The following is a 23,424-nucleotide window of genomic DNA, read 5'->3' as shown; positions in this document are numbered from 1 at the left end:
AATAAACGAATGCTTTTTTATTGAAGATCTTTTGTTTGATCCCTTTTATTTAATAATAGGATTATTCCAACCTGAAGGTAAGGTGGTCATCAGGGAATCCCCCAGTTGGCTAATTTCTTCTTGGGTCAGTGGTCGATTGAGTCGACGCCATTGTCCATCAAGCAGAAGTTCCAGTGGAATGTACTGAGATTTATAATTCATTTTTTGCGAATCTGGCACCCAATAGCCCAAGTAGACATATTGCAATCCAAGCTTTTGTGCATGCTCGATTTGTTTCAGAATGGCAAAAGTCCCTAGTGAGCGACGGCTTTCATCAGGATCAAAAAAGGTATATACCGCTGAAATACCATCATCGAGTGGATCACAGGTAGATACACTGATTAGTTGCTCATCCAACCATAGCTCTAAAAAGAAACTGTCAGTGCAGCTATTAATTAAAAATTTTTCAAATTGATCTTGGCTAGGTGGGTACATATCACCATCAGCATGCCGTTCATTGATATAGCGTTCGTACAGGGCATAATGCTTTGCATCGGCATCTTGAGGACGGCTAATTTTCACCGTTAAATCTTGATTCCGTTTCCACGCTTTTTTTTGCACGCTGTTCATTTGAAATTCATGAACAGGAACGCGAGAGGACAAACATTGGCGACAAAGATGACATTCAGGGCGGTAGACAAAATCCCCACTACGACGAAAACCCATGCGGGAAAGTTCAGATAACGTGACCACATCAATACGATGGACAGGATCAAGAAAGACCATCCGAGCAGATTTATTTTCTAAGTAGCTACAATCATGCGGAGGCGTGATGTAGTACTGTAATTCGTTCAACAGGGACTTCGGTTGATAGGAATTCATCGTAATATCCCTCTTTTATTGTCATGCGCTGAGACTTGCCCATTGCGCTATTGTTTTACTTGAAAATACACTGTCCTGATACTTTTTCCAATCGATAGAGGGTTGTTTAACAACATCTTGTAACGAATTAAGGTATTGTTGGCGAGAAAGTGTACTCGCACCTAAGCTTAAGAGGTGATCGTTGACCAATTGGCAATCAATCCATGGCAACTGATTCTCTTGCCCGATGAGCATTAAGGTGTAAAACGCCATTTTAGAGACATCTGTTCGTGTACTAAACATAGACTCGCCAAAGCAGCCATGGCCAATATTGACGCCATAGAGTCCTCCGACAACGGTCTCATTTTCCCAAACTTCAATGCTATAAGCATAGCCTGCTTCAAACAGCGCAGAATATCCCTGAATAATATCTTCTGAAATCCATGTTTCATTGGCATAACTACGTGGCAATGAACATGAGCGAATCATAGTTTCAAACGCATGATTAATGGTGATCTTATAGTCCATTTTTTTCATGCTGCGTAATAACGATTTGCTTGGATGATAGTCCTGCGGTCGAATAATGCAGCGGGGTTCAGGACACCACCAGCAAATCGGATCACCTTCACTAAACCACGGGAAAAGACCATGGCTATAGGCTTCAAACAATGTAGAAGGAGAGAGGTCAGCACCGATGCAAATTAAGCCTTCACCATCAGGATCGCATTCAGCTGGATCGGGGAAAGTAAATTCAGAAGGAGGGAGTATCGGCATGCCAAGCTTCTTATTGAGTTACACGGATTTTTATCATACATAAAAAAGCCGACCATCAGGTCGGCTAATTTTTAAAACTGTTTAGCTAAGCAAATGACTTAAGCAAAAGATTATTCACCGAGTGCATCAAGGTATTTTTCAGCATCGAGTGCAGCCATACAGCCTGAACCTGCAGAAGTAATGGCTTGACGGTAAATGCTGTCGGCAATATCACCCGCAGCAAATACACCCGGAATAGACGTTTGTGTTGCATTACCCGCAGTTCCGCTTTGAACTTGGATGTAGCCATCACGTAGGTTCAATTGACCATCAAAAATACCGCTGTTTGGTTTGTGACCAATCGCCACAAACATTCCAGTGACATCAACATTTTGAGTTGAATCATCTAGCGTAGATTTAATACGTACAGAAGTCACACCGGTGTTATCGCCAATGACTTCATCCACTTGGTGATTCCAAATAATACTGATTTTACCTTCTTTTTCTTTTGCAAAAAGATGATCTTGAAGGATTTTCTCTGAACGTAAAGTGTCACGACGGTGTACAAGAGTGACATGAGAAGCAATGTTTGAAAGATACAGCGCTTCTTCCACAGCAGTATTACCACCGCCGACAACCATGACTTTTTGATTTTTATAAAAGAAGCCATCACATGTTGCACATGCGCTTACGCCTTGACCCATGAAAGCAGCTTCTGATTCAAGACCTAAATATTGTGCAGTTGCACCTGTACAAATAATCAATGCATCACAAGTAAACTCTTCCATATCGCCTTTAAGCACGAACGGACGAACATTGAGGTCCACTTCGTTGATATGGTCATACACAATTTCTGTACCAAAACGTTCAGCATGAGCTTGCATTTGTTCCATTAGGGCAGGGCCTGTTAAACCTTCTGCACCACCTGGCCAGTTGTCTACTTCTGTCGTTGTAGTCAATTGACCGCCTAATTGAATACCTGCGATGAGTGTCGGTTTCAGGTTCGCACGGGCAGCGTATACCGCAGCGCTATAACCTGCAGGACCAGAACCTAAAATAATTAGACGTGAGTGACGAGCGCTCATCCGTAGAATCCTTTTTTTATATGATAATTTGTGGAATTATACGTCAAAGTTTGAAACGATTGTGTGAGATTAAAGTCGATATTATTGATCATCGAAATCGTTTTGAGCTATATAGAATAAAGTTAACAACTATACTTAAATTATCTTGCATCTTTTTTATTGAACAGGTGCATAATAACAGGTTTAGATTCAGCCCATTTTTGTTGTGGGTAATGACAAAAACATTCATGAAGAATTGGTTACAGGAACGTATATGACAGCGGTGTCGGGTGCATATGCACAGCGCTTAATAATGACTTTATTCCTTGTTTCATTTGGGATATATCTGTTCCTTGCAACAGTCACATATACGCCATTTGATCCGGGATGGATGCATTTATCCAGTGATACTCAGCAAGTTTCAAATGCCAGCGGCGTCGCAGGTGCATGGATCGCTGATTTACTCTATGGATTTTTAGGTTGGGCAAGTCTGCTGATACCTGTCTATTTATTTCTCGAAGCAATTCAAGTGTGGTGGCCACGTAGTTTTTTAAACCGTCCATTTCGTTATGCCGCTCAGTTCTTTATTTTACTGGCAACTTCAAGTTTACTTTTCCTATTTTGGAATGTCCCTGAAGATACTTTAGAAAATGCATCGGGCGGGATTATTGGTTATGAACTGGGTCAAAGTCTTGAACAAATTTTAACGGTCTATGGTGCAGCAATATTTCTTATTGCATTTTGGATCATGTTGTTCACTTTGGCCTTTGGCATCAAGTGGAATAAGACATGGGCAACCATGAAATCGACACCAGCTTATCTGCAAGATTTGTTCTATCGCAATGTGCCTGAAGGCGACACCGCATTTGACCGTACAGTACCAACGACTAAAAAAGAGAGTGCTGCTGCGCATGCATCAAAAGTGGTTACACCAGTTACACCCGCCCATGAGCATCATGCCGTAGAGGTTGACCCTGTAGTACGCGATCGTGTTGCTGAGCGTTTATTTGATGATATTGCTGATAAAGAATGGGCAGAAAAAGAAGGCAATGTACAGCATTTATCTACGGTAGATTCGATGGAGACTGCTACACCATCCGATGATGATTTTGAACATACTTTGGCGAAAGTGCGTCAGTTTGAGCAAGATCAACAACGTGTTGTTGCGACAGGAGAGGTTTGGCGTGCCTTGCATTCAAATGATGACCAAAGGCATAAACAAGATATTGATGCTTTACTCAAAGCTGCGGAAGAAGAGCAGCCTGCCAATCAAACTGAATATTTCAACAAAACAGCAGATGTGCATTCGAATTCTCCGACAGAAGCGGTGCAACCTGCTAAAAAATCAGTGGATTGGGATGATGATGAAATCTTCGATGAGCTGTTAGCGGCTGTCCCGAATAGTAAAACAGCGACGGATGTGCATAGCCCATTTAATACAGCGCAAAATGAAAGTCCAACAACGCATTCAAATGAATTTGCTACAGGTGCTGCTGCCACAGTTGCAGGTTTAGGTGTAGCTGCTGCACAGATTACACCGCTGACCACACCGAAAAATATCAGTGCTGAAACCGAATTTAATGATCTTGATGATTTGCTGGTTGAAGAAGCAGAGCGAGCGATAGAACAGGCGCAGCCGGTTCGTACAACCAGTAGTTACGCGCAATCTACGCCTTTGGTTCGTGCTGAAATCAATACGCAGCCGCAGACTTTTGTATCTGATGATGAAAAAGCCTTAATCAGCTCGAATAAAGATGCTTTCCGTGAAGTGTGGCAAGAAACGGCGGGCAAACCTGAAGACATCGATTTAGATCTCGAAGATGATTTTGACTTTGATGCTCCTTTAACCGATGCCTCTGGTCGTCCAATGTCACGTGCGATGCAAGTGGCACAAAAACGCTTGGATTTACCGACTTTGCCGGGCTTGGAAATCTTAGATCCGGTTGATCCGAACAAGAAAGTCAATTTCACTGCAGAGCAATTGTCTCGCTTGTCTGAACTTTTAGAAATTAAACTGCAAGAGTTTAATGTCAAAGCCAAAGTTGTAGAGGCACAGCCGGGACCAGTCGTAACACGTTTTGAACTTGATTTAGCACCTGGTGTGAAAGCGTCGAAAGTGACCAATATTTCACGTGACTTGGCACGTTCGATGTCTATGGCCTCTGTACGTGTGGTGGAAGTCATTCCGGGTAAACCGTATATCGGGATTGAAGTCCCAAATAGTTCACGTGAAATGGTTCGTCTTATTGAGCTGTTAGAAACTCCTGCTTACCGTGATCCAAATGCCTTACTTAGTATGGCGATGGGTAAAGATATTTCAGGTAATCCTGTCTTGGCCGATTTGGCGAAAGCGCCGCATATGTTGGTGGCAGGTACTACGGGTTCTGGTAAGTCAGTCGCAGTCAATGCCATGTTGTTGTCGATGTTGTTGAAATACACACCTGAGCAACTGCGTCTCATTATGATTGACCCGAAACAGTTGGAACTTGCCAACTATAACGATATTCCACATTTGTTAACGCCTGTTGTAACTGACATGAAAGATGCGGTGAGTGCATTGAACTGGTGTGTGAATGAAATGGAGCGTCGTTATAAGCTGATGTCTTTGATGAAAGTACGTAAGCTGACTGACTTTAACCGCAAAATTGAAGAAGCAATGGCTAATGGTGAAGATCTCATTGATCCAACTTGGAAGCCAGATGACTCAGCAACGCAAAGTCGTGCGCCACGTTTACAGCCTATGCCGTTGATCGTAATTGTTGCCGACGAATTTGCCGACATGATCATGCAAGTGGGTAAAAAAGCTGAAGAAATGATTACCCGTCTTGCACAAAAATCACGTGCAGCAGGGATTCATTTGCTGTTGGCGACTCAGCGTCCAACCGTAGATGTAGTGACAGGTTTGATCAAAGCCAATATTCCAACGCGTGCTGCGCTACGTGTGAACAGTAAACTGGATTCACGTACTATCTTAGACGCTGGTGGTGCGGAAGACTTACTGGGCCATGGTGATATGTTATTCCTCGGACCGGGGAAAATTGAACCTGAACGGGTACATGGCGCGTTTATTTCAGACGATGAAGTGAACCGTATTTGTGATGCATGGCGTGAGCGCGGTGAACCGAATTATGTCGATGAAATCCTCACGCCTTATGATGAAGAGCCGACATCTCGCGGTTTTGAAGATGGTGATGGTGGATCAGACCGTGATGCGCTGTATGATCAATGTGTTAGTTTCGTTTTGGAAACACGTAAAGCATCGACCTCATCTTTACAGCGTAAATTCAGTCTCGGCTATAACCGTGCAGCACGGATTATTGATCAGATGGAAGAAAATGGCATCGTCAGTGGGATGGGGCCAAATGGCAAACGAGATATCTTGGTCTAAGTCCTAAAACAAAAAACCTGCTTCGGCAGGTTTTTTTTATTTTTAGATTGAGAACTCATCTTGGTAGAACATGGACTGGGCCAATTCGATAAAGGCTTTGCAGGCAGGGCTCATGAGTTTTTGATTTTTTACGGCGAGTCCAATTTGCCGTTGGGTATTTGGAAAGAGTGGACGTTTGACCACATGTGGATGCAATGCCAACAGCTCAGCAGGCATCGCCATATCTGCAACGATAGCAATCCCTTCCTGTAAATTCACCATATTTAAAATGGTTAACAGTTGCGACATTTGATAGGTGATTTTAGGTTGTATGTGGTGTTGTTTAAGCAGTTTTTCGACATGGGACTGGCTGCCCGCACGGGTCATAATAAAGGGGTAATTTTGCAGGTCTTGGATATTTAAATGACTGTGTTTGGAAACTGAATAACTATCTGGAATCAAGGCAATGAAAATGTCTTGAATTAACGGGAAGGTGAACAGCTGCGGCTTAGGGAGTACGGCAAAACCCACATCAATCTGACGTTCAGAAATCCAACGAGACACTTCTGCATCGGTACCTTCTTCGACATAGATCTCAATGTGCGGATAGCGCTCTCTATATGCCTTTAATAGCTCTGGAAGCAGATGAATCGAACTAGAAGAACCAAAAGAGCCAATTCTCAACGTTCCTTGTTGAATACCATGTGCGGCATGCACTTCTTGTTGCATGATTTGTGCCGTATTGATGATTTCTTTGGCATGCAGTAATAACTGCTGACCAATATGAGTCAGGCTAATTTCGCCTTGTTCACGGCTAAATAAGCTGACATTCCAATGTTGCTCTAAACACTTTAGGGTATGAGAGACAGCTGACTGAGTAATTCCCAGCTGTCGAGCAGCGAGAGTAAAGCTTTGTTGTTCTGAGACTTTAATAAAAATTTCAAGCTGAGAAAATGTCATTGCCATGAGTAATTACTCATTTTGTTATGAGTCTAGATGAGGATTATATTGTGCTACATAAATGGTTAAAGATGAAATAGCTACTTTATTTCAAGGCGTACAGCATGAATATCGTCGTCGCATTGTTTCCCCTCGTTGCATTAATCGCGATGGGCTATGTGCTTAAATACACACAGTTTGTTCAGGATGAATTTTGGGCAAATTCAGAAAAACTTAATTACTACGTTTTATTTCCTGTGCTGCTATTTTTGAATGTATCAGCCGTGCAATTGGATATGAACACTGTTTCACGAATGTTGACAGTACTGGTTGCGGGCACCTGTTTGATCAGCATCGTGTTGTGGGGGATCAAGCAGTTTATGCATATCCCCGTGCAGCGTTTTGGCGTGTATATCCAAAGTCATATTCGTTTTAATACCTATATTGGCTTGTCATTAATGGGGGCGCTGTTTGGCTCAGAAGGCATGCAAATGTTTGCGATGTTGATTGCTGTGGCTGTTCCTTTGGTGAATATCATTTCTGTCCTGTCTTTTTCCAATATCAGCGTTAAACAGCTTGGACAAACCTGTATTTCTATCGCGAAAAATCCGCTCATTCTAGGTTGTGTAGTCGGTGTTCTATTTAATTTATCAGGTCTCACCTTATTTAATGGTTTACCCGAGCTGCTAAAAATATTGGCGGCAATGAGTTTACCTTTGGGTTTATTGTCTGTGGGAGCGGCATTACAGTTTCAGCAAATGCGCGCCGATCTACGTCGTTTAAGTTTAAATACGATAGGGCGTCTCATGTTAATGCCATGTATTGCTTATCTATTGAGTACATGGATGGGTTTGACTGATTTTGAGCGGATGATTTTAGTGGTCTTTTTTGCTTTGCCGACGGCATCATCGTCTTATATTTTGACACGCTATTATCGGGGCGATTCACAACTGATGGCGGCGATTATTAGTGTACAAACCATTGGTTTTGGCTTGATGTTTCCATTGCTCATGTTGATCGTGCATTGATCATGATGATATTCAATAACGCCGATTTTAAATCTGATAAAAAAAGCCCGCATCATGCGGGCTTTTTTTTGGTACTCGAAATTAAGCAAATTTTGCCAATACTTCGAGGAAACCTGCGCTTTGACGTGGGTATTGAGCAATTACGTCATGAATACGCTGACCTTCAGGATTAGTTGCGTTCACATCACGGCCATCGGCAACGAATTGAGTCAAAAGACGCTCATAGTCATTTGGACGCATATGTTTGAAAGCATGGTAAAGCACGTGAAAGTCGCCATTCACTCCTTCAGGAGGAAGCTGAGTAAGGTAGGCAAATACACGCTCATCTGACCATTCTTCGTTGAACGTTGCTGGCTGAGATAATGCCATCGCAATCTCCTTGCTGGTTTAAAAATACAAAAAGGCAAAATATGAGAGACTAGATGAGTAAAGCACGGCTTTACCTAGTCGCAAGACTTGAAGCTGTACTTCAAGTGGGCGGAATATAGCTAAAATCCTATTTCTGCCACTCTCACATTTTGCCTTGATTCAATTTACTTGGCTAATCAGAATTCAGATTAACGTTCTTCAGGCAAATTGATATTCATTTCAAGCATTTCAATATTCGCTTCAGAACGAACAGACATTTGAATATGTTGCTCATCTACACCACGAACATAGCGGTTTACCACTTGCATGATTTCTTTTTTCATCATGTCGATCTTGTCTTGGCTGAGGCGTTTACCTAGACCATTTTCAGATGCCACGATGACTTTTAAACGATCTTTTGCCGTTTGTGCGCTTGACGGTTTCTCGTCGCTGCTAAAAAGTTTGCTCCAGAATCCTGCCATGATTACGCTCCAAATAGACGTGCTAACCAACCCTTAGGTTTTACCGTAATATGACGGTAAGGGCGTTCTTCACCAAGGAAACGTGCAACAAGGTCATCATACGCTTGGCCAGCCGCTTCTTCTGTAAACAGAATCACTGGTTTACCTTCGTTTGATGCTTGTAGAACGCTTTTACATTCAGGAATAACACCTAAAGTCGGTACGCGTAAAATATCTTTTGAAATGTCATCAATCGTCAACATCTCTTGCTTATCCGCACGTTCTGGATTGAAACGTGTAATACAGAGATGCTTACGGATACGACCTTCGTTTTGTTCTACTTTTTTGGTTTTGCTGTCAAGCATACCAATAATACGGTCAGAGTCACGTACCGAAGAAATTTCTGGGTTCGTTACAATGATCGCTTCATCAGCATGATACATTGCTAAAATTGCACCACGTTCGATACCCGCAGGTGAATCACAAATAATGTAATCAAACTCTTGAGAAAGTTCGTCCATTACACGTGCTACACCTTCATCTGTTAACGCGTCTTTATCACGTGTTTGAGATGCTGGTAAAATGTAGAGATTTTCAATATCTTTATCGCGAATAAGCGCTTGTTGTAATCGAGCTTCGTTATTCAATACGTTTACAAAGTCATATACAACGCGGCGTTCACAGCCCATGATCAAGTCTAGGTTACGTAAACCCACATCAAAGTCGATCACAACAGTTTTGTGGCCGCGAAGGGCTAAACCTGTTGCAAAAGATGCGCTTGTAGTTGTTTTACCTACGCCACCTTTACCTGATGTTACGACAACAATTTTCGCCACCGAATCCACTCCTGTTATGGTTTAAATCCCTTTTTTTAATTAGGGGTTTGGTGATTATTTATACATTAAAATTGCAAAGCTTCAAATACTAGCTCTTGCTGGTCATTCAAATAAATATGTACTGGCTGTTTGACCACATGAGGTGGAATGTCATCAGCGACACAGTAAGTCCCTGCAATTGAAACCAATTCAGCTTCTAATGAATGGCAGAAAATACGTGCAGCCGTGTTCCCACCAGCTCCGGCAATGACTCTACCACGAGCACTACCATAAATATGTATATTTCCTGAAGCAATTACTTCTGAACCGCTATTAATACCAGCATTAATAATGATATCGCCATGGTCTTGGACTAAACATTGACCTGTACGTAAGATTTCATTGTGATACGACGTAGCATGACGAATGGTCGGTACTTCGACTGCAGCAATTTTATCTTCGGTTTTTTCTTCTGCAGGTGCGGGTTCTTCAACCACTTGTTCGCGTGTCGGTTTAACTTGTTGTAGTTTGCGATCCGCAGGAACTACGGGAAATTGGATAGCACGTGCTTGGTCCGATAGCGGACCTTCAGTGACACCAATCGGTTGAATTTCAATACTAATAAGTAGTTGAATCAGTGCAATTAGTTCTTGATCAACCGTACTTTCAATCACGGCTAATGTTCCGGGTGGAAAAGCCTTTTGGAACATTGGAGTAAGTTGCTGGCGGATCGCATCATGATCATTGGTATCGAGGTGAATGCGAATCGCATTGACCATTTTGCCTTTTATCCGTATATCAGCCATATTGAATCCTTGAGACTTCTAACTATTACTTTTGTGCCGAAGTAGTTATGTTGTAAATAGAGCAAATCCTAGAACAATTTGCATGAATACTCTAGCGGAGTTCGCAATTATTTTTGACTAAGTGTTTATTCTGTAGCTTGGTCCTGTTCCTGCATAATCTGCTGCCACTGTTTTACTTTCACTTGCTTACGAATAGCCTCTAGACTTTCAAAAACCGCAGAGCGAACCAACTCATCCAGCTGGACATTATTTTCGATTTCAATACGGCTAACACGCTGTGAAATGTCTAAATATAGATTGGGTTTTTGAGCCGTAGATGTATTGGGATAAGCCAATGGGGAAATTAAACCTTGGGTAATATTTTCACCCAAACGTTGCCCGATACTTTGAATCTGCTGTTCAATGCGGCTGCCAACGATTGGCACTAAGCGCAATAGCTGCGTGAGCTCGGGGGTATCTTCAATGGCCTGACTGACGATTTGTCCGACATTTTTGGCGATCAATTCACGTTCAGTACGTAGCTCTTTGCTTAAATTTTCTTGCAAAATCTCAGCTAAAACTTGGGTGAACATCTCACGGTGATGCTGCACAAGATTACTAATTAGGTCTTTATGGGTTGTACTGGTATTGAGCTCATGCTTAACACCATCTAACACGGTAAGTACCACACGATCTGACAGTTCTTCCATCACGACTCGATAGTAGAACAATGCCTTTTTCTGCCATGCAGAAGGCACGATTTGATAGCCCATTTCATACAGTCGATAAGCAATAATGCCCGCACGAAATAAACGCAGGAAACGTAAATGCGGCACAATAGCTAAAATTTCGTACCAATGTATAAACGGGAAGAAGAACCAGCGCTGATGGTGCTTGTTGATGATGGCAATCGCCCAGCGCACCAACAATTCTACAATCAAAAAGATAATGAACCACGCTTCGGTAGTAATCACCCATGGATGTAAATGTTCACGGTAAAAACTCAGCACATCGGGCAGGTGGATACTGTTAAAGAACCAACTGCCAAGATTGCTCATGAGGAAAAAGTTCATGCACAGGCAGAACAAGTTAAAAACAATAATAAACACCATGAATATGTCATAAATCAAAAACAGTTTGAATGACCAACTGTTTGGATTGACATGATGATATTTAGATTTCTTGTTTTGCGGCATGCTGTTCTGCGACATAAAACTTCTTCTTAATTATTCAGTAACTGAGTATTTAGCTTTCATACGAGTAATGAGTTGGTCTTTCTCCGTCCACAGCTCATCCACCCAATGCTGAAATTTTTCACGGAATTCTGCATCATCTTCATAGTTGCCGCCATGCACCCACGTTGGAATTTCAATTTTACGTAAATCCACGGCGATACGTGGAACTTCACCTAGCCAAAATTCGCCATAACCTGGTGCACCATTTGGATAGACGATGGTCATATCTACGAGAGCATCAACTTGATCCCCTAAAATATTGAGTGCCAGTGCTAAACCACCCGCTTTTGGCTTAAGAAGGTTTTGATACGGTGACTGCTGCTGCGCATGCTTTTCAGGGGTAAAGCGAGTGCCTTCCAAATAGTTCAGCAGGGTAAAAGGCTGGCTCAATAACTGTTCACAAGATTTACGCGCTTCTTCCATATCTCGATATTTAAGTTCAGGATTTTTCGCGATTTGTTCTTTGCTATGACGTTTCATCATTGGGAAGCCTAAAATTTTAAAAGCTTGTCCAACAAATGGAATGAAAATGAGTTCCCATTTGGTAAAGAAACGCGTCAGTGGCATACGGGTTAAACCAAAATATTGGTTAACTGTTGTATCGACCCAACTCTGATGGTTACAGGTCATGAGATAGCGACCCTGCAAATTTAAGTCGAGGCCCTCATCGATGGTGATATCCCATTTTGTGTTGGGTAAAACGTGATCAATTAACCAGTTATTGACCGTGAGCCAACTGTTGGTAATTTTTATGTTGGTTTCATCAACCTTTTTTGATTTTTTAAAGAGTTTGGTTAGACCAAGGGCTAGTACAGGAGGACCATGGAAAAAAGTACTGCCTGTCATAACTGAACCGACGGTAAGTCCTTTGCTAATTTTTTTTAGTGTCGGTTGCTTATTTGTTTGAGATGACATATAAAAAGTCCTAGCGGAAATTGTCCAAATAATGATTGATTCTAATAAATATAGTTCGAGTTGATTAAATAAAAAAGGGCATCTGCAGAACTGTGAAGAAATTGTGATGGAATTAACAAATAAATCTCGTATTCATATTACAAATTGTAACTAAACGTTTTATTATTAACAAAAAATCAATGGTTCAGCCATTTGTTTTACTTCATCATTTCAACCATACAACAAAACACAAAGAAGGAGGCATGCAATGCGTGCACTAGTAATTTCGGCAGTAGTTGGGGCAATGGCACTTACTGGTTGTCAAAACATGGAATATGACAAAGCAGCAATCGGTACTGGTCTAGGTGCTCTTTTAGGCGCTGGTATTGCTTATTCTAATGCTGATAAAGACAAAATGGGTCAAGCAGCAGCAATTGGTGCTGTAGTTGGCGCGGGTGCTGGTCTTCTTCTTGATAAGAAAGAACAACGTCTTAAACAAGAATTGGCTGGTACTGGTGTTGACGTAGGTCGTAATCCAGATGGTTCGATCAACCTTGTTATGCCATCAGTAACTTTCGCAACTAACTCTTCAACTATTCAATCTCAGTTCCAATCTGCGTTGAATGACGTTGCTAAAGTATTGCGTGAAGACGGTACTGCAAACAAACTTGCAATCGTTGTACACGGTCACACAGATAACACAGGTTCTGATGCGATCAACAACCCACTTTCTCAAAACCGTGCAAACTCAGTGAAAAACTACCTAGCGTCTCAAGGTATTTCTTCAACTCGTATTACTGCACGTGGTTACGGTTCAACTTCTCCAGTAGCGGATAACTCAACTGCTGCAGGTCGTGAACAAAACCGTCGCGTAGAAATCTCAGTTTACGAAACTAAATAAGTTTTAGTTCGAAACGAAAGGCCACCCTCGGGTGGCTTTTTTTATGGCATTTTTAATGACCGATAAAATACATTTTGCATTAGGCAAGATCGTTTCAGATGACTATAATCATCCTCGAATTAATAAGAGGAAAGACTATGTCACTGGCAAGTCAGTTGAACGACAAGCAACTTGAAGCAATGAAATACACTCAAGGACCCTTGTTAGTACTTGCAGGGGCAGGTTCAGGCAAAACATCGGTGATTACCCGTAAAATTGCCTATCTGGTGAAGCATTGTGGTATTCCTGCGCACCGTATCACCGCAATGACCTTTACCAACAAAGCTGCGCGTGAAATGAAAGAGCGTGTGACGAAGCTGATGAGTCGTGAAGAGGCAAAAGGGCTGTCGGTTTCTACATTCCATAACTTCGGGCTAAACATGCTTCGTTTGGAATTAAAAAATACACCGTTAAAAAATAACTTTTCTATTTTAGATGCAGATGACTGCAAACGCATTTTGATGGATTTAATGCATCGTGACAATTTGTCGGGTGCAGAAAGTAAAGAGCTGATTGCCAAAGCCATGAAAATGATTTCAGATTGGAAAAACGATCTGATTCCACCTGAGCAAGCGCACACCACTTGTGAAACAGCAGAAGATGTTCAATTTGCGCATTTGTATCAACTGTATGAGCGTAATTTACGTGCGTACAATGCCGTTGATTTTGATGATTTAATTGTCATGCCAACGCGCTTATTACAAGAAAATGCAGAAGTGCGTGATCGTTGGCAAAATCGAATCCGCTATTTATTGGTCGACGAATATCAAGATACCAACACCGCGCAATATATTTTGGTGAAATTACTCGTGGGTGTCATGGGACAATTCACTGCGGTAGGTGATGATGACCAATCGATTTATGCATGGCGTGGTGCTAAGCCTGAGAACATGGCTTTATTGAAGGAAGATTTCCGTAATCTGAAAGTGATTAAGCTTGAGCAAAACTATCGCTCGACCAGTCGTATTTTAAAAGCTGCCAATACAGTTATTGGCAATAACCCACATATTTTCGATAAAAAGCTTTGGTCAGATAAAGGCCATGGTGAAGTAATCCGCGTGATTACTTGTCGTAATGACGATGATGAATCAGAACGCGTGGTAAAAGACTTGATTACGCACAAGCTGATGAACGGTAAAAATTGGAAAGACTACGCCATTTTATACCGTGGTAATTTCCAAGCGCGTGCTCTAGAGACACAGCTACGCCAAATGCAGATCCCGTATAAATTATCGGGTGGTCAGTCTTTCTTCGCTCGTGCTGAAATTAAGGACTTGATGAGCTACTTACGTTTGATCATCAACCCTGAAGATGACAGTGCATTTTTACGAATTATCAATACGCCAAAACGTGCGATTGGTCCTGTGACTTTGGAAAAGCTTGGCTTATTTGCGCAGGAAAGTAATTTATCCTTACTCAGTGCAGCAGGTGACCAGCGCTTAAGCATGGCGATTCCGAAAAAAGCCACAACCCAATTGGCCGAATTTGCGGACTTTATTTCGACCTTTACTCGTGAATTAGTAGAAGATGATGAACCTGTTCCGATCATTCGTCGCATGATGATTGAAGCAGGTTATATCGACTATGTTAAAGAATCTGCAGCTACACCTGCGCAGGAAAAAACCAAACTGGATAATATTGAAGTGCTATATAGCAGTATTCAAAGTTTGATAAACCGCGCTGAAGATGTAGATGAAAAGAACATTGAAAGTGTGATTCGTAAAATGGTGCTGCTCGATATGTTAGAACAGCAACAAGAAGAAGAAGACACCGATAAAGTCAATTTGTTAACACTTCATGCGTCGAAAGGTCTGGAATTTCCATTCGTTTATTTGATTGGTCTGGAAGAAGAAATTCTGCCGCATAAAAATTCCATTGCTGCCGACACGGTCGAGGAAGAACGACGTTTGATGTACGTGGGGATTACTCGTGCACGTCAAGGCTTAACCATGACTCTAGCAGAGCAACGTAAAGCCGGTGGTCAAATGCGGCAAATGACACCAAGCCGTTTCTTGGACGAACTGCCACAAGATGAATTGGAGTGGTTAGGGCGCAAGAAAAAGCTAGCAGGGGATATCGATCCTAAACAGCAAGCACAGCATTATTTAGAAAATTTACGTGCGCTGATTAAGCGTTAAAGCTTAAAGCGTAGATTATTTTTATTTTTTGAAAATTCGTTTTATTGAAACAGGAATGAACCATGAAAGTTCAAGTTAAAGTTCTCGACACACGTTTAGGTACAGAATGGCCAATGCCAACTTATGCAACAGCAGGTTCGGCAGGCCTTGATCTACGTGCATGTGTAGAAGAGACTACCGTGATTGAGCCGGGTCAAACTGTTCTGGTAAAAACAGGCCTATCGATTTATATCGAAGACACTAACTTTGCAGGTTTAATTTTGCCGCGTTCAGGCTTAGGTCATAAACACGGAATCGTGTTGGGTAACTTGGTCGGTTTGATTGACTCAGACTACCAAGGTGAATTGATGGTATCTGTTTGGAACCGTAGCCAAACGGCATTTAGCCTAGAGCCGGGTGAGCGTTTAGCACAATATGTTTTAGTGCCAGTTGTACAAGCTCAGTTTGATATTGTGGATGAGTTTGAAGCCACTGAACGTGGTGCAGGCGGTTTTGGTCATACAGGTAAAAACTAATCAGCGCTAAACATATTGCTGCAGTGCGTTGACAAGTAACATGCCTGCAATCAAGTAGCTAATAAAAAACCATCCTCGTGATGGTTTTTTATTTAAATTTTAAATTTATTCATAATATCTAGATTTTTATCGTGAAAGATTATGGTGCCTACCAGAGAGTGTTGAATTCTGATGAACTTAATACGTTTATACTTTTGAATGACATGAATATCTGAATCAATGATGAGTGATTTTATTTTGATCAATTTACTATATGTGTACAGAGTGGATTTTGAATATAAAAAATCTTGGAAAAGTAAAAATTTAATTAGATAAAAGAAAATAAGCAAGTTAATTAAATGTAACTCAAAGATTTATTTATGAAAATAATCTTGAAAACAAGAAGTAATGTTAGATTGTTGTCAGATTTTTGGTCAGTGCTTAAATATTATTAATTGATTATTAACTAAAATTGTTATAAAAAAGTTACACTTTTTTACAGGATTTTATCCTTTAATTAAAAGCTTAAATTCTCATGAGAATTTTAGATTTTTTAATTAATAAAGATGTAATTAGAAGAACATAGTATGGGTTCACTGTTTAATCACTTTCCGCAACATATTTTTCGTGCATATGATATTCGCGGGAAAATATCGCTATTAAATGCTGATTTAGTTCAGTCGATTGCTTACGGCTTAGTAAAACAATATTTAGATGCAGGTCAAAAGAGCCTTGCTATTGGCTATGATGCGCGTTTAACCAGTCCAACCTATGCAACAATAATTCAAAAAGTCTGCCATGATGCTGGCCTTGAAGCGGAAATTATTGGCTGCTGCTCAAGCCCGATGTTGTATTTTATTGCGGGACAATTTCAAGGCAATGGCATTATGGTGACGGCGAGCCATAATCCAAAATCAGATAATGGTATCAAGTGGATTATCAAAGGTGAGCCACCTTGCCCGGAGATGATTCAACACGTCGCAGTCGAAGCACGAAATTGTTTCTCATCGGAACGTGTGCATTTGATGACTGAACTTGAGCCACACGAAATCAAGCCTGAATATTGTTTGGCCTATCAGAAATTTATTTTAGATGACATTCATTTACAGCAACCACTTAAAGTTGTGATCGATGGCATGCATGGTTCAGCTGGGCATTGTGCAGCCTTATTATTAAATAAATTAGGTTGTGAAGTTTTGGCATTACGTTGCCAAGCTGATGGACATTTCCCTGATCATGCTCCAGATCCATCACAGCTCAAACATTTAACCCATCTTCGCCAAGCCATACAGCTACAAAAAGCCGATATTGGCATTGCTTTAGATGGTGATGGTGATCGTTTAGTGCTGATTGATGAGACTGGCAAAGTCGTTTCTGCAGATCGATTATTGTGTTTATTTGCTGAAATTTGTTTGACTCAAACACCACATGCAGAAGTGGTGTTTGATGTGAAATGTTCAACGATGATTCGCGATACTGTGTGTGATCTAGAAGCACAGCCTGTCATGATTCGAACAGGTAGTAGTTTCTTGCGAAAATATATTTCCCAATCTAAAGGCAAAGCGGTTTTTGGTGGTGAATACGCAGGGCATTATGTTTTTAATGATGGTCGTGGTGGCGGCTATGACGACGGTCTATATGCTGCCTTAAGAGTTTTAGAATATATTCAAACTCAGGGGCTGACATTGTCACAAGCTTTGGCGAAATATCCAGAGCGCTTTAGTACCGAAGATTTATATGTCAGTACACATCAGTATGATCCAGCGGAAGTTTTAAAGCAGGTTGAAGCCAATTCTGCGCGAATTCCGGCACAAATCAGTAAAATTGATGGGATACGCCTTGATTTTGATGATGGATTTGGCATCATTCGAGCATCGAATACAGGTGAGTATTTCACTTTACGCTTTGATGCCAACTCATCAGCACGCTTAAAAGAAATACGAGATCTGTTTGTTTCCATGTTAGTTGAGCACTATCCAGATATTGCTCATGACATTCCAGATGCTCAATAAGGAGAGGCAAATGCCACATCAACATACTGGCATCGACAAAGCACAAATTCTGACGGAAGCTTTGCCGTATATTCAACGTTTTGCGGGTAAGACGCTGGTAGTGAAGTATGGTGGTAATGCCATGACCGATCCTGAGCTTGAGAGCTCATTTGCACGTGATATCGTGCTGCTGAAAACGGTTGGTCTAAACCCGATTGTGGTACATGGCGGTGGTCCACAAGTGGATTCATTCCTCAAACAATTAGGCCGTGAGTCTGATCGTATCGACGGTATGCGCGTGACTGATCCTGCAACGATGGAAGTTGTCGAGATGGTCTTGGGCGGCAGCGTGAACAAATCGATTGTGAACTTAATCAATAAACACGGTGGCCGTGCCATTGGTTTAACGGGTAAAGATGGTAATTTGATCCGTGCGCAAAAATTATTGATGGAAAAAACAGCCGAAGATGGTTCAGTAAAACAGATTGATTTAGGTCTAGTTGGCGAAGTGGTTGGTGTGAAAACTGACGTACTTGAAATGTTTACCCAAAGCGATTTTATTCCTGTGATTGCACCATTAGGTGTAGACGAAGACGGCAACACCTATAACATCAATGCTGACTTGGTTGCAGGTAAAGTGGCTGAAGCATTGGGTGCGGAAAAGCTAATTTTATTGACCAATATCACGGGTGTTTTAGACGAAAATAAAAATCTGCTGACTGGGTTAACCACCCAAGAAGTCGATCGTTTGATTGAAACTGGCGTGATCTATGGCGGCATGATTCCGAAAGTTGGCTGTGCATTAGATGCAGTCAAAGGCGGCGTAATCAGCGCACATATTGTTGATGGTCGTGTACCTCATGCAACATTACTTGAAATCTTTACGGATCATGGTGTGGGTACATTAATCACCAATCGAACCAATGTGAAAAAAGCTTAAGATACTTAGCATTTTTTGATATAAAAAAGCCTCTTTTGAGGCTTTTTTATTATTTATCAGTTGGCTAAGTAACTTTTGAAAAGATCAAATAATGTATTTGCCCTGTTGGATTATAAAAACTCTTACAATGGCGCCGATTTTAGATTTACAACAACTAAAACTGTCATGCACAATAGAGAAATCATAGATTTACTGCTGAAATGATCGATATGTGCCAGCTGCTCGGAATGAATTGTGCGACTCCTACCGATATAACTTTTTCGTTTCGGGGATTTTCGCAGCGAGCAGGAATTACCTCAGATCATTGTGATGGCTTTGGTATCGCTTTTTTTGAAGATAAAGCATGTCGTTTATTTGTCGACAATCAATCTGCTGTAGAGTCTCCGATTGCTGAGCTGATCCGAAACTACCCGATTAAATCTCGCAATGTGATTGCACACATTCGTAAAGCGACACAAGGCAAAATTAATCTTGAAAACTCACATCCATTTAGTCGTGAATTGTGGGGCAGACAGTGGATTTTTGCACATAATGGCGACCTACATGGCTTTCAGCCTGAGCTCACAGGGCGCTTCAGCCCCGTCGGCAATACCGACAGTGAATTGGCCTTTTGCTATTTGCTCGAGCAAATGGTGAAACGTTTTGGTTATACCGAACCTACACTCGATCAGGTGTTTGATCTGTTATTAGAAATTTCTCCTAAAATTGCAGAACATGGCACCTTTAATTTTTGTTTGTCGAATGGGCAGGCGCTATTTAGTTATGCGATTACCAAGCTGCATTGGCTGGTTCGAGAGTTTCCATTTCAGCCTGCACAGTTGATTGATATTGATGTTGAAGTCGATTTTAGTGAAGTCACTACGCCTGAAGACTGTGTTGCCGTGATTACCACTGAACCCCTAACGCAAAACGAAGTTTGGACAGCATTTGAGCCGGGTGAAATGATTTTATTTCAACATGGTCGTCCAATTCGTGCTGCAAAGACGGTTGTTGAACGTTTAGAACGTGAGCGGCTGGACCCATCTTTAAAACGTGTCACACGTGCAGATCAGTATTAATTTTGAATGAAAGATATTCATTATAAAAATGAATATCTTACACTTTATTGAATTAAGGGTGTTTTCTAAGATATTGAATTGATTAAAAAATATCTTAGCTTTATACTCGGGATTAAATAAATTAACATAATAAAAACAATTGATTACAATATAAATGGCAGTATTTCAATTAAAACCAACCTTTTTACTTCATTTTTATTTAAGTTCTTTAATTATATGATGAAATTTACGTGATAAGTCCTTCATATTTATAGGTGGTCGTAATGAAAATGAAATGGGTTCCAGAATACAATACTGGTATCGATGTGATTGACGATCAACACAAACGGATTCTTGACTACATCAATGAAATTGATGGCATTGACGCAAATACAGATCGTGATCGTGTAAAACAAATTCTGGAAAACATTATTGATTACACCCAATCACATTTTACCTTCGAAGAATCTTTACAAGAAGAAGCGGGTTATAAATATCGTGTGCCACATAAACGCGTACATGATTTATTTATTAAAAAAATTGAATCTTACCGCGACCGTTTTGAAATGGGTCATGCGATTGAAAATGAATTACATGAAGTGCTTTCAAAATGGCTGATTAACCATATCCAGCACGATGATGCTGATTATGTCGGTGCGGTTAAAGAAAATATGATGGGTATCATCAAAGAAAAAGAAAAGAAAAAAGGCAAAAATTGGTTTGCACGTTTCTTTTCATAACCTCAAAAAATGAAATAAAAACAATTAAATTCTAATAATATCATTTGCGCAGCAAATCACCTTTAAGGTGATTTGCTTTTTGTTTTTGATTTTCAAGGCACAGCAAGGCAAAATAGCGCTAGAATTTTCAAAGGAATTTGTCATGCAGGACAATGCGATGTCGAAATGGTTATCGCCACTGATGGCGTTCTGTTTATCTTTTATCATTATTGCAACTTTAGCACCGGTAACAGGTATTCAAATTGAACGTCAGCTAGATTTCTGGCTGTTGTGGCTAGGTACAATGCTTATTTTAGCTTTACCGCTATGTTATTTGGAAATTGCTTTAGCAAAACGTTCAAAAACCACAGCAGTCCAAGCGCTGTCTTCGCTGACACGTGATGCAGATGCTTCGCCAAAATGGCGTTTGGTGGGTTGGCTTGCCGTAGTATTTATTCCATTTTTAGCAGGTGCCATGCTTTCAGCCGCATCGCAATATGTGGCAATTTTTACAGCTAATGGCTTTGCCTATAGCATTATTTTGGCTGTCCTTGCGGTCATTGCATTTGCATTGTCGTTTGTACCACGCCAATTTTTAGTGATTTTGACCGCTATTGGTGTGATTGCTGCAGTAGTCTTAGCGAATGTTATGGGAACTGCCTTACCAGAGTGGAAAATGACTGCGCTCGAATTTAGTGAGTGGGGCAATGCAACAGTCTTGGCGCTCGTAGCAAGTGGTTTGGGGATGGGCTTGTACTGGCAGTCAAGTTTACCAGCCGTGAAGCAACAAGAGATTGCAAGCAAAACGGTATTTCCAATTTGGATCGCTCAACTTTTGGCAGTGATTGCTTTTGCCTTTTTCGCAGCAAAAGCACAAGTATCTGCTTTAGCACTGGTTGTGGGTTTAGTCGCAGCTTCAGCATTGCTGATTCAAATGGCACGTGAACAATTACAACAACGCCAATTGGCCATAGTGGTGCAATGGGCGATTTTATTGGTTGCGGTTTTTGTATGGGCACTGAGCACTGTTGTTCCAGTATTTAATATTGCCTTGTTGATTTGGGGCTTAATTATTTGTCTGATTTATGCGATTTTCGCAGGTTGGATTATGAAGATTAGTCATCTACGTAAGTCAATGAACTTCAGTCATGAAACCTTTTATAATATTTGGCGTATTGCTGTACGTATCGTAGTGCCCTTGTCAATAATATTGGCATTGGTGGCTGTGATTGGGCAGTTATTCTAATGACAGCTCAGTTACAAGTGTGGGTGGCTTATGCGAGCGTGGAACAGCAGATATTAATTCCTCTAATCTTTAATCCCGGTATGACGGTTGAAGATGCTATTGTGCAAAGTGGCATTCGAAAACAAGTAGATTTACCAGAAGTATTAACACTAGGAATCTTCGGGGCGCGTGTAAGCGATTCATCTCAGTTACTTGAAGCAGGTGATCGTGTCGAAATCTATCGTGCATTAACCATTAATCCGAAAGATATTCGTCGTAATCGCGCCAAGAAAAATCCCGTTGGTCGTTATTGTCGAGGCAATCGTTTCAAACAATTGTACTTATAAAAAAAACCCCTAAATTTAGGGGTTTATTTTTATCTGAAAGCGACTATAGTGGTGGCGCAGTTAAAATCGCTTCTTTAGAACCTGGTAAGCCAGGTTGAGACTCTGGAATGGTTTCTAAGCCTTCAATTTTTTGAACGATACCGTTTTGGTCAAAGAAGATTTTTAAGTGTTGACCATGTGCAGCAGGAATCTTGGCTTTTTTAGCATATGTTCCTGGGGTATACTTATAAATGTAGTCCCAACGTAACGGATTCATTGGATCGGCAACAGTTGGACTACCTAGCAAAAAGCGAACTTGTTGGTGGCTCATTCCCACTTGAATTTTAGCCGCTTGTGCTTGAGTTAAAGGTGTACCTTGTGGAATATCAACTTTATAAACGCCCAAGGTTGAACAGCCTACGAGCAATGAAGTGACAAATAACGTCAGCATGATTTTTTGCATTTTGCTAAACTATCCCAAATTAATTATGATGCATTTGATCCAAGGATAGATCATACTGCATCTAAACTTTGTTGCATATTCCAACTTTAATTTTGTTGAGAGACCTTTTTTCATGCCTATTTCAAATCAAGATTTACGTAAAGCTGGACTTAAAGTTACACTTCCACGAATTAAAATATTGGAATTGCTTGAAAATTCAAGACAACATCACTTAAGCGCAGAAGATATTTATAAGACTTTACTTGAACAGGGTGAAGATGTGGGTTTAGCAACTGTGTATCGCGTGTTAACACAGTTTGAAGCTGCAGGTATTATTCAACGCCATCATTTTGAAAACAATCATTCTGTTTTTGAGATTATGCAAGAAGATCACCATGACCATATTGTGTGTCAAAACTGCAATAAAGTGGTGGAATTTACTAATGATGTGATTGAGCATGAGCAACATCAAGTGGCAGAAAAATTTGGTTTCCAACTTACAGGTCACTCATTAAATCTTTATGGCTATTGTGATGCGCCTGAATGCCAAGAAGCATATCGTAAAAAATAATCCGATGCGGATGAGAATGAATAAAAAACAGACTTCATGTGAAGTCTGTTTTTTATTTCCGAAAGCGTTTAA

At 40.9% G+C, this 23,424-nt stretch carries 23 protein-coding genes; 12 read left to right on the top strand and 11 right to left on the bottom strand.

Annotated elements, in window-relative coordinates; all coding sequences use genetic code 11:
- Positions 1-45 precede the first annotated feature (45 nt).
- From MST17_RS12520 to trxB, 3 genes are all read right to left on the bottom strand, one after another.
- Positions 46-861 carry an arginyltransferase gene (locus MST17_RS12520; protein WP_078190044.1) on the bottom strand — a complete coding sequence of 272 codons (816 nt, stop codon included), beginning with the start codon at positions 859-861 and terminating at the stop codon, positions 46-48.
- Between the two features lie 21 nt (positions 862-882).
- The gene (gene aat / locus MST17_RS12515; protein WP_180026551.1) at positions 883-1,614 is read right to left on the bottom strand and encodes a leucyl/phenylalanyl-tRNA--protein transferase; all 732 of its coding nucleotides are present in this window, start codon (positions 1,612-1,614) and stop codon (positions 883-885) included.
- A 110-nt stretch (positions 1,615-1,724) separates the two neighbouring features.
- Positions 1,725-2,678: a thioredoxin-disulfide reductase gene (gene trxB, locus MST17_RS12510; RefSeq protein ID WP_180026552.1), complete on the bottom strand. Its 954-nt coding sequence runs from the start codon at positions 2,676-2,678 to the stop codon at positions 1,725-1,727.
- A gap of 253 nt (positions 2,679-2,931) precedes the next feature.
- Here trxB and MST17_RS12505 point away from each other — a divergent pair, with 253 nt between their 5' ends.
- On the top strand, positions 2,932-6,045 hold the full coding sequence (locus tag MST17_RS12505) for a DNA translocase FtsK 4TM domain-containing protein (RefSeq protein ID WP_180026553.1): 3,114 nt from the start codon (positions 2,932-2,934) through the stop codon (positions 6,043-6,045).
- Positions 6,046-6,087: 42 nt separating this feature from the next.
- Here the strand turns inward: MST17_RS12505 and MST17_RS12500 are convergent, their stop codons facing one another.
- Positions 6,088-6,984: a LysR family transcriptional regulator gene (locus MST17_RS12500; protein WP_180026602.1), complete on the bottom strand. Its 897-nt coding sequence runs from the start codon at positions 6,982-6,984 to the stop codon at positions 6,088-6,090.
- Positions 6,985-7,088: 104 nt separating this feature from the next.
- On the opposite strand from MST17_RS12500, the gene MST17_RS12495 reads away from it, so the two are divergent.
- Positions 7,089-7,991, top strand: coding sequence for an AEC family transporter (locus MST17_RS12495; RefSeq protein ID WP_180026554.1), 903 nt, complete (start codon positions 7,089-7,091; stop codon positions 7,989-7,991).
- An 81-nt stretch (positions 7,992-8,072) separates the two neighbouring features.
- Here MST17_RS12495 and MST17_RS12490 read toward each other — a convergent pair whose 3' ends face one another.
- The 6 genes from MST17_RS12490 to MST17_RS12465 all read right to left on the bottom strand — a co-directional run bounded on the left by MST17_RS12490 (position 8,073) and on the right by MST17_RS12465 (position 12,550).
- A complete protein-coding gene (locus MST17_RS12490) occupies positions 8,073-8,360 on the bottom strand; it encodes a PA4642 family protein (protein WP_067766167.1) in 288 nt (95 codons plus the stop codon).
- 188 nt (positions 8,361-8,548) lie between these two features.
- Positions 8,549-8,821 carry a cell division topological specificity factor MinE gene (minE, locus tag MST17_RS12485; RefSeq protein WP_078190039.1) on the bottom strand — a complete coding sequence of 91 codons (273 nt, stop codon included), beginning with the start codon at positions 8,819-8,821 and terminating at the stop codon, positions 8,549-8,551.
- Positions 8,822-8,823: 2 nt separating this feature from the next.
- Positions 8,824-9,636, bottom strand: a complete 813-nt coding sequence (minD, locus tag MST17_RS12480; RefSeq protein WP_067670152.1) for a septum site-determining protein MinD — start codon at positions 9,634-9,636, stop codon at positions 8,824-8,826.
- Between the two features lie 65 nt (positions 9,637-9,701).
- Positions 9,702-10,421, bottom strand: coding sequence for a septum site-determining protein MinC (gene minC, locus MST17_RS12475; RefSeq protein WP_078193110.1), 720 nt, complete (start codon positions 10,419-10,421; stop codon positions 9,702-9,704).
- A gap of 125 nt (positions 10,422-10,546) precedes the next feature.
- Complete coding sequence (locus MST17_RS12470) at positions 10,547-11,611, bottom strand: preprotein translocase subunit SecA (protein WP_373683471.1); 1,065 nt, start codon at positions 11,609-11,611, stop codon at positions 10,547-10,549.
- Between the two features lie 15 nt (positions 11,612-11,626).
- Positions 11,627-12,550 carry an acyltransferase gene (locus MST17_RS12465; protein ID WP_180026555.1) on the bottom strand — a complete coding sequence of 308 codons (924 nt, stop codon included), beginning with the start codon at positions 12,548-12,550 and terminating at the stop codon, positions 11,627-11,629.
- Between the two features lie 247 nt (positions 12,551-12,797).
- Here MST17_RS12465 and MST17_RS12460 point away from each other — a divergent pair, with 247 nt between their 5' ends.
- From MST17_RS12460 to MST17_RS12420, 9 genes are all read left to right on the top strand, one after another.
- Positions 12,798-13,430 carry an OmpA family protein gene (locus MST17_RS12460; protein ID WP_078190036.1) on the top strand — a complete coding sequence of 211 codons (633 nt, stop codon included), beginning with the start codon at positions 12,798-12,800 and terminating at the stop codon, positions 13,428-13,430.
- Between the two features lie 137 nt (positions 13,431-13,567).
- Entirely contained in the window at positions 13,568-15,607 is a 2,040-nt protein-coding gene (locus MST17_RS12455) for a UvrD-helicase domain-containing protein (RefSeq protein WP_180026556.1), read from the top strand.
- Between the two features lie 62 nt (positions 15,608-15,669).
- Complete coding sequence (gene dut, locus MST17_RS12450) at positions 15,670-16,122, top strand: dUTP diphosphatase (RefSeq protein ID WP_111885270.1); 453 nt, start codon at positions 15,670-15,672, stop codon at positions 16,120-16,122.
- A 566-nt stretch (positions 16,123-16,688) separates the two neighbouring features.
- The gene (locus tag MST17_RS12445; protein WP_180026557.1) at positions 16,689-18,113 is read left to right on the top strand and encodes a phosphomannomutase/phosphoglucomutase; all 1,425 of its coding nucleotides are present in this window, start codon (positions 16,689-16,691) and stop codon (positions 18,111-18,113) included.
- A 10-nt stretch (positions 18,114-18,123) separates the two neighbouring features.
- Complete coding sequence (gene argB, locus MST17_RS12440; protein WP_078190033.1) at positions 18,124-19,032, top strand: acetylglutamate kinase; 909 nt, start codon at positions 18,124-18,126, stop codon at positions 19,030-19,032.
- A gap of 209 nt (positions 19,033-19,241) precedes the next feature.
- Entirely contained in the window at positions 19,242-20,090 is an 849-nt protein-coding gene (locus MST17_RS12435; RefSeq protein WP_180026558.1) for a class II glutamine amidotransferase, read from the top strand.
- Between the two features lie 263 nt (positions 20,091-20,353).
- The gene (locus MST17_RS12430) at positions 20,354-20,809 is read left to right on the top strand and encodes a bacteriohemerythrin (RefSeq protein WP_078190032.1); all 456 of its coding nucleotides are present in this window, start codon (positions 20,354-20,356) and stop codon (positions 20,807-20,809) included.
- 142 nt (positions 20,810-20,951) lie between these two features.
- Positions 20,952-22,034 carry a hypothetical protein gene (locus MST17_RS12425; protein ID WP_180026559.1) on the top strand — a complete coding sequence of 361 codons (1,083 nt, stop codon included), beginning with the start codon at positions 20,952-20,954 and terminating at the stop codon, positions 22,032-22,034.
- Entirely contained in the window at positions 22,034-22,360 is a 327-nt protein-coding gene (locus MST17_RS12420; RefSeq protein WP_180004252.1) for an RnfH family protein, read from the top strand. The genes MST17_RS12425 and MST17_RS12420 overlap by 1 nt, the downstream gene beginning before the upstream one ends.
- 43 nt (positions 22,361-22,403) lie before the next feature.
- Here MST17_RS12420 and MST17_RS12415 read toward each other — a convergent pair whose 3' ends face one another.
- Positions 22,404-22,802, bottom strand: a complete 399-nt coding sequence (locus MST17_RS12415) for an outer membrane protein assembly factor BamE (RefSeq protein WP_078193102.1) — start codon at positions 22,800-22,802, stop codon at positions 22,404-22,406.
- Positions 22,803-22,914: 112 nt separating this feature from the next.
- Between MST17_RS12415 and fur the strand changes: the two genes are divergently transcribed.
- Entirely contained in the window at positions 22,915-23,352 is a 438-nt protein-coding gene (fur, locus tag MST17_RS12410) for a ferric iron uptake transcriptional regulator (RefSeq protein ID WP_078193101.1), read from the top strand.
- Positions 23,353-23,424 lie beyond the last annotated feature (72 nt).

This window comes from Acinetobacter sp. YH16056_T, from assembly GCF_024605895.1.
In the GTDB taxonomy this organism is placed as follows: domain Bacteria; phylum Pseudomonadota; class Gammaproteobacteria; order Pseudomonadales; family Moraxellaceae; genus Acinetobacter; species Acinetobacter amyesii.
The sequence above is the reverse complement of the archived record's forward strand: the minus strand, read 5'-3'. Positions and strand labels throughout refer to the sequence as shown.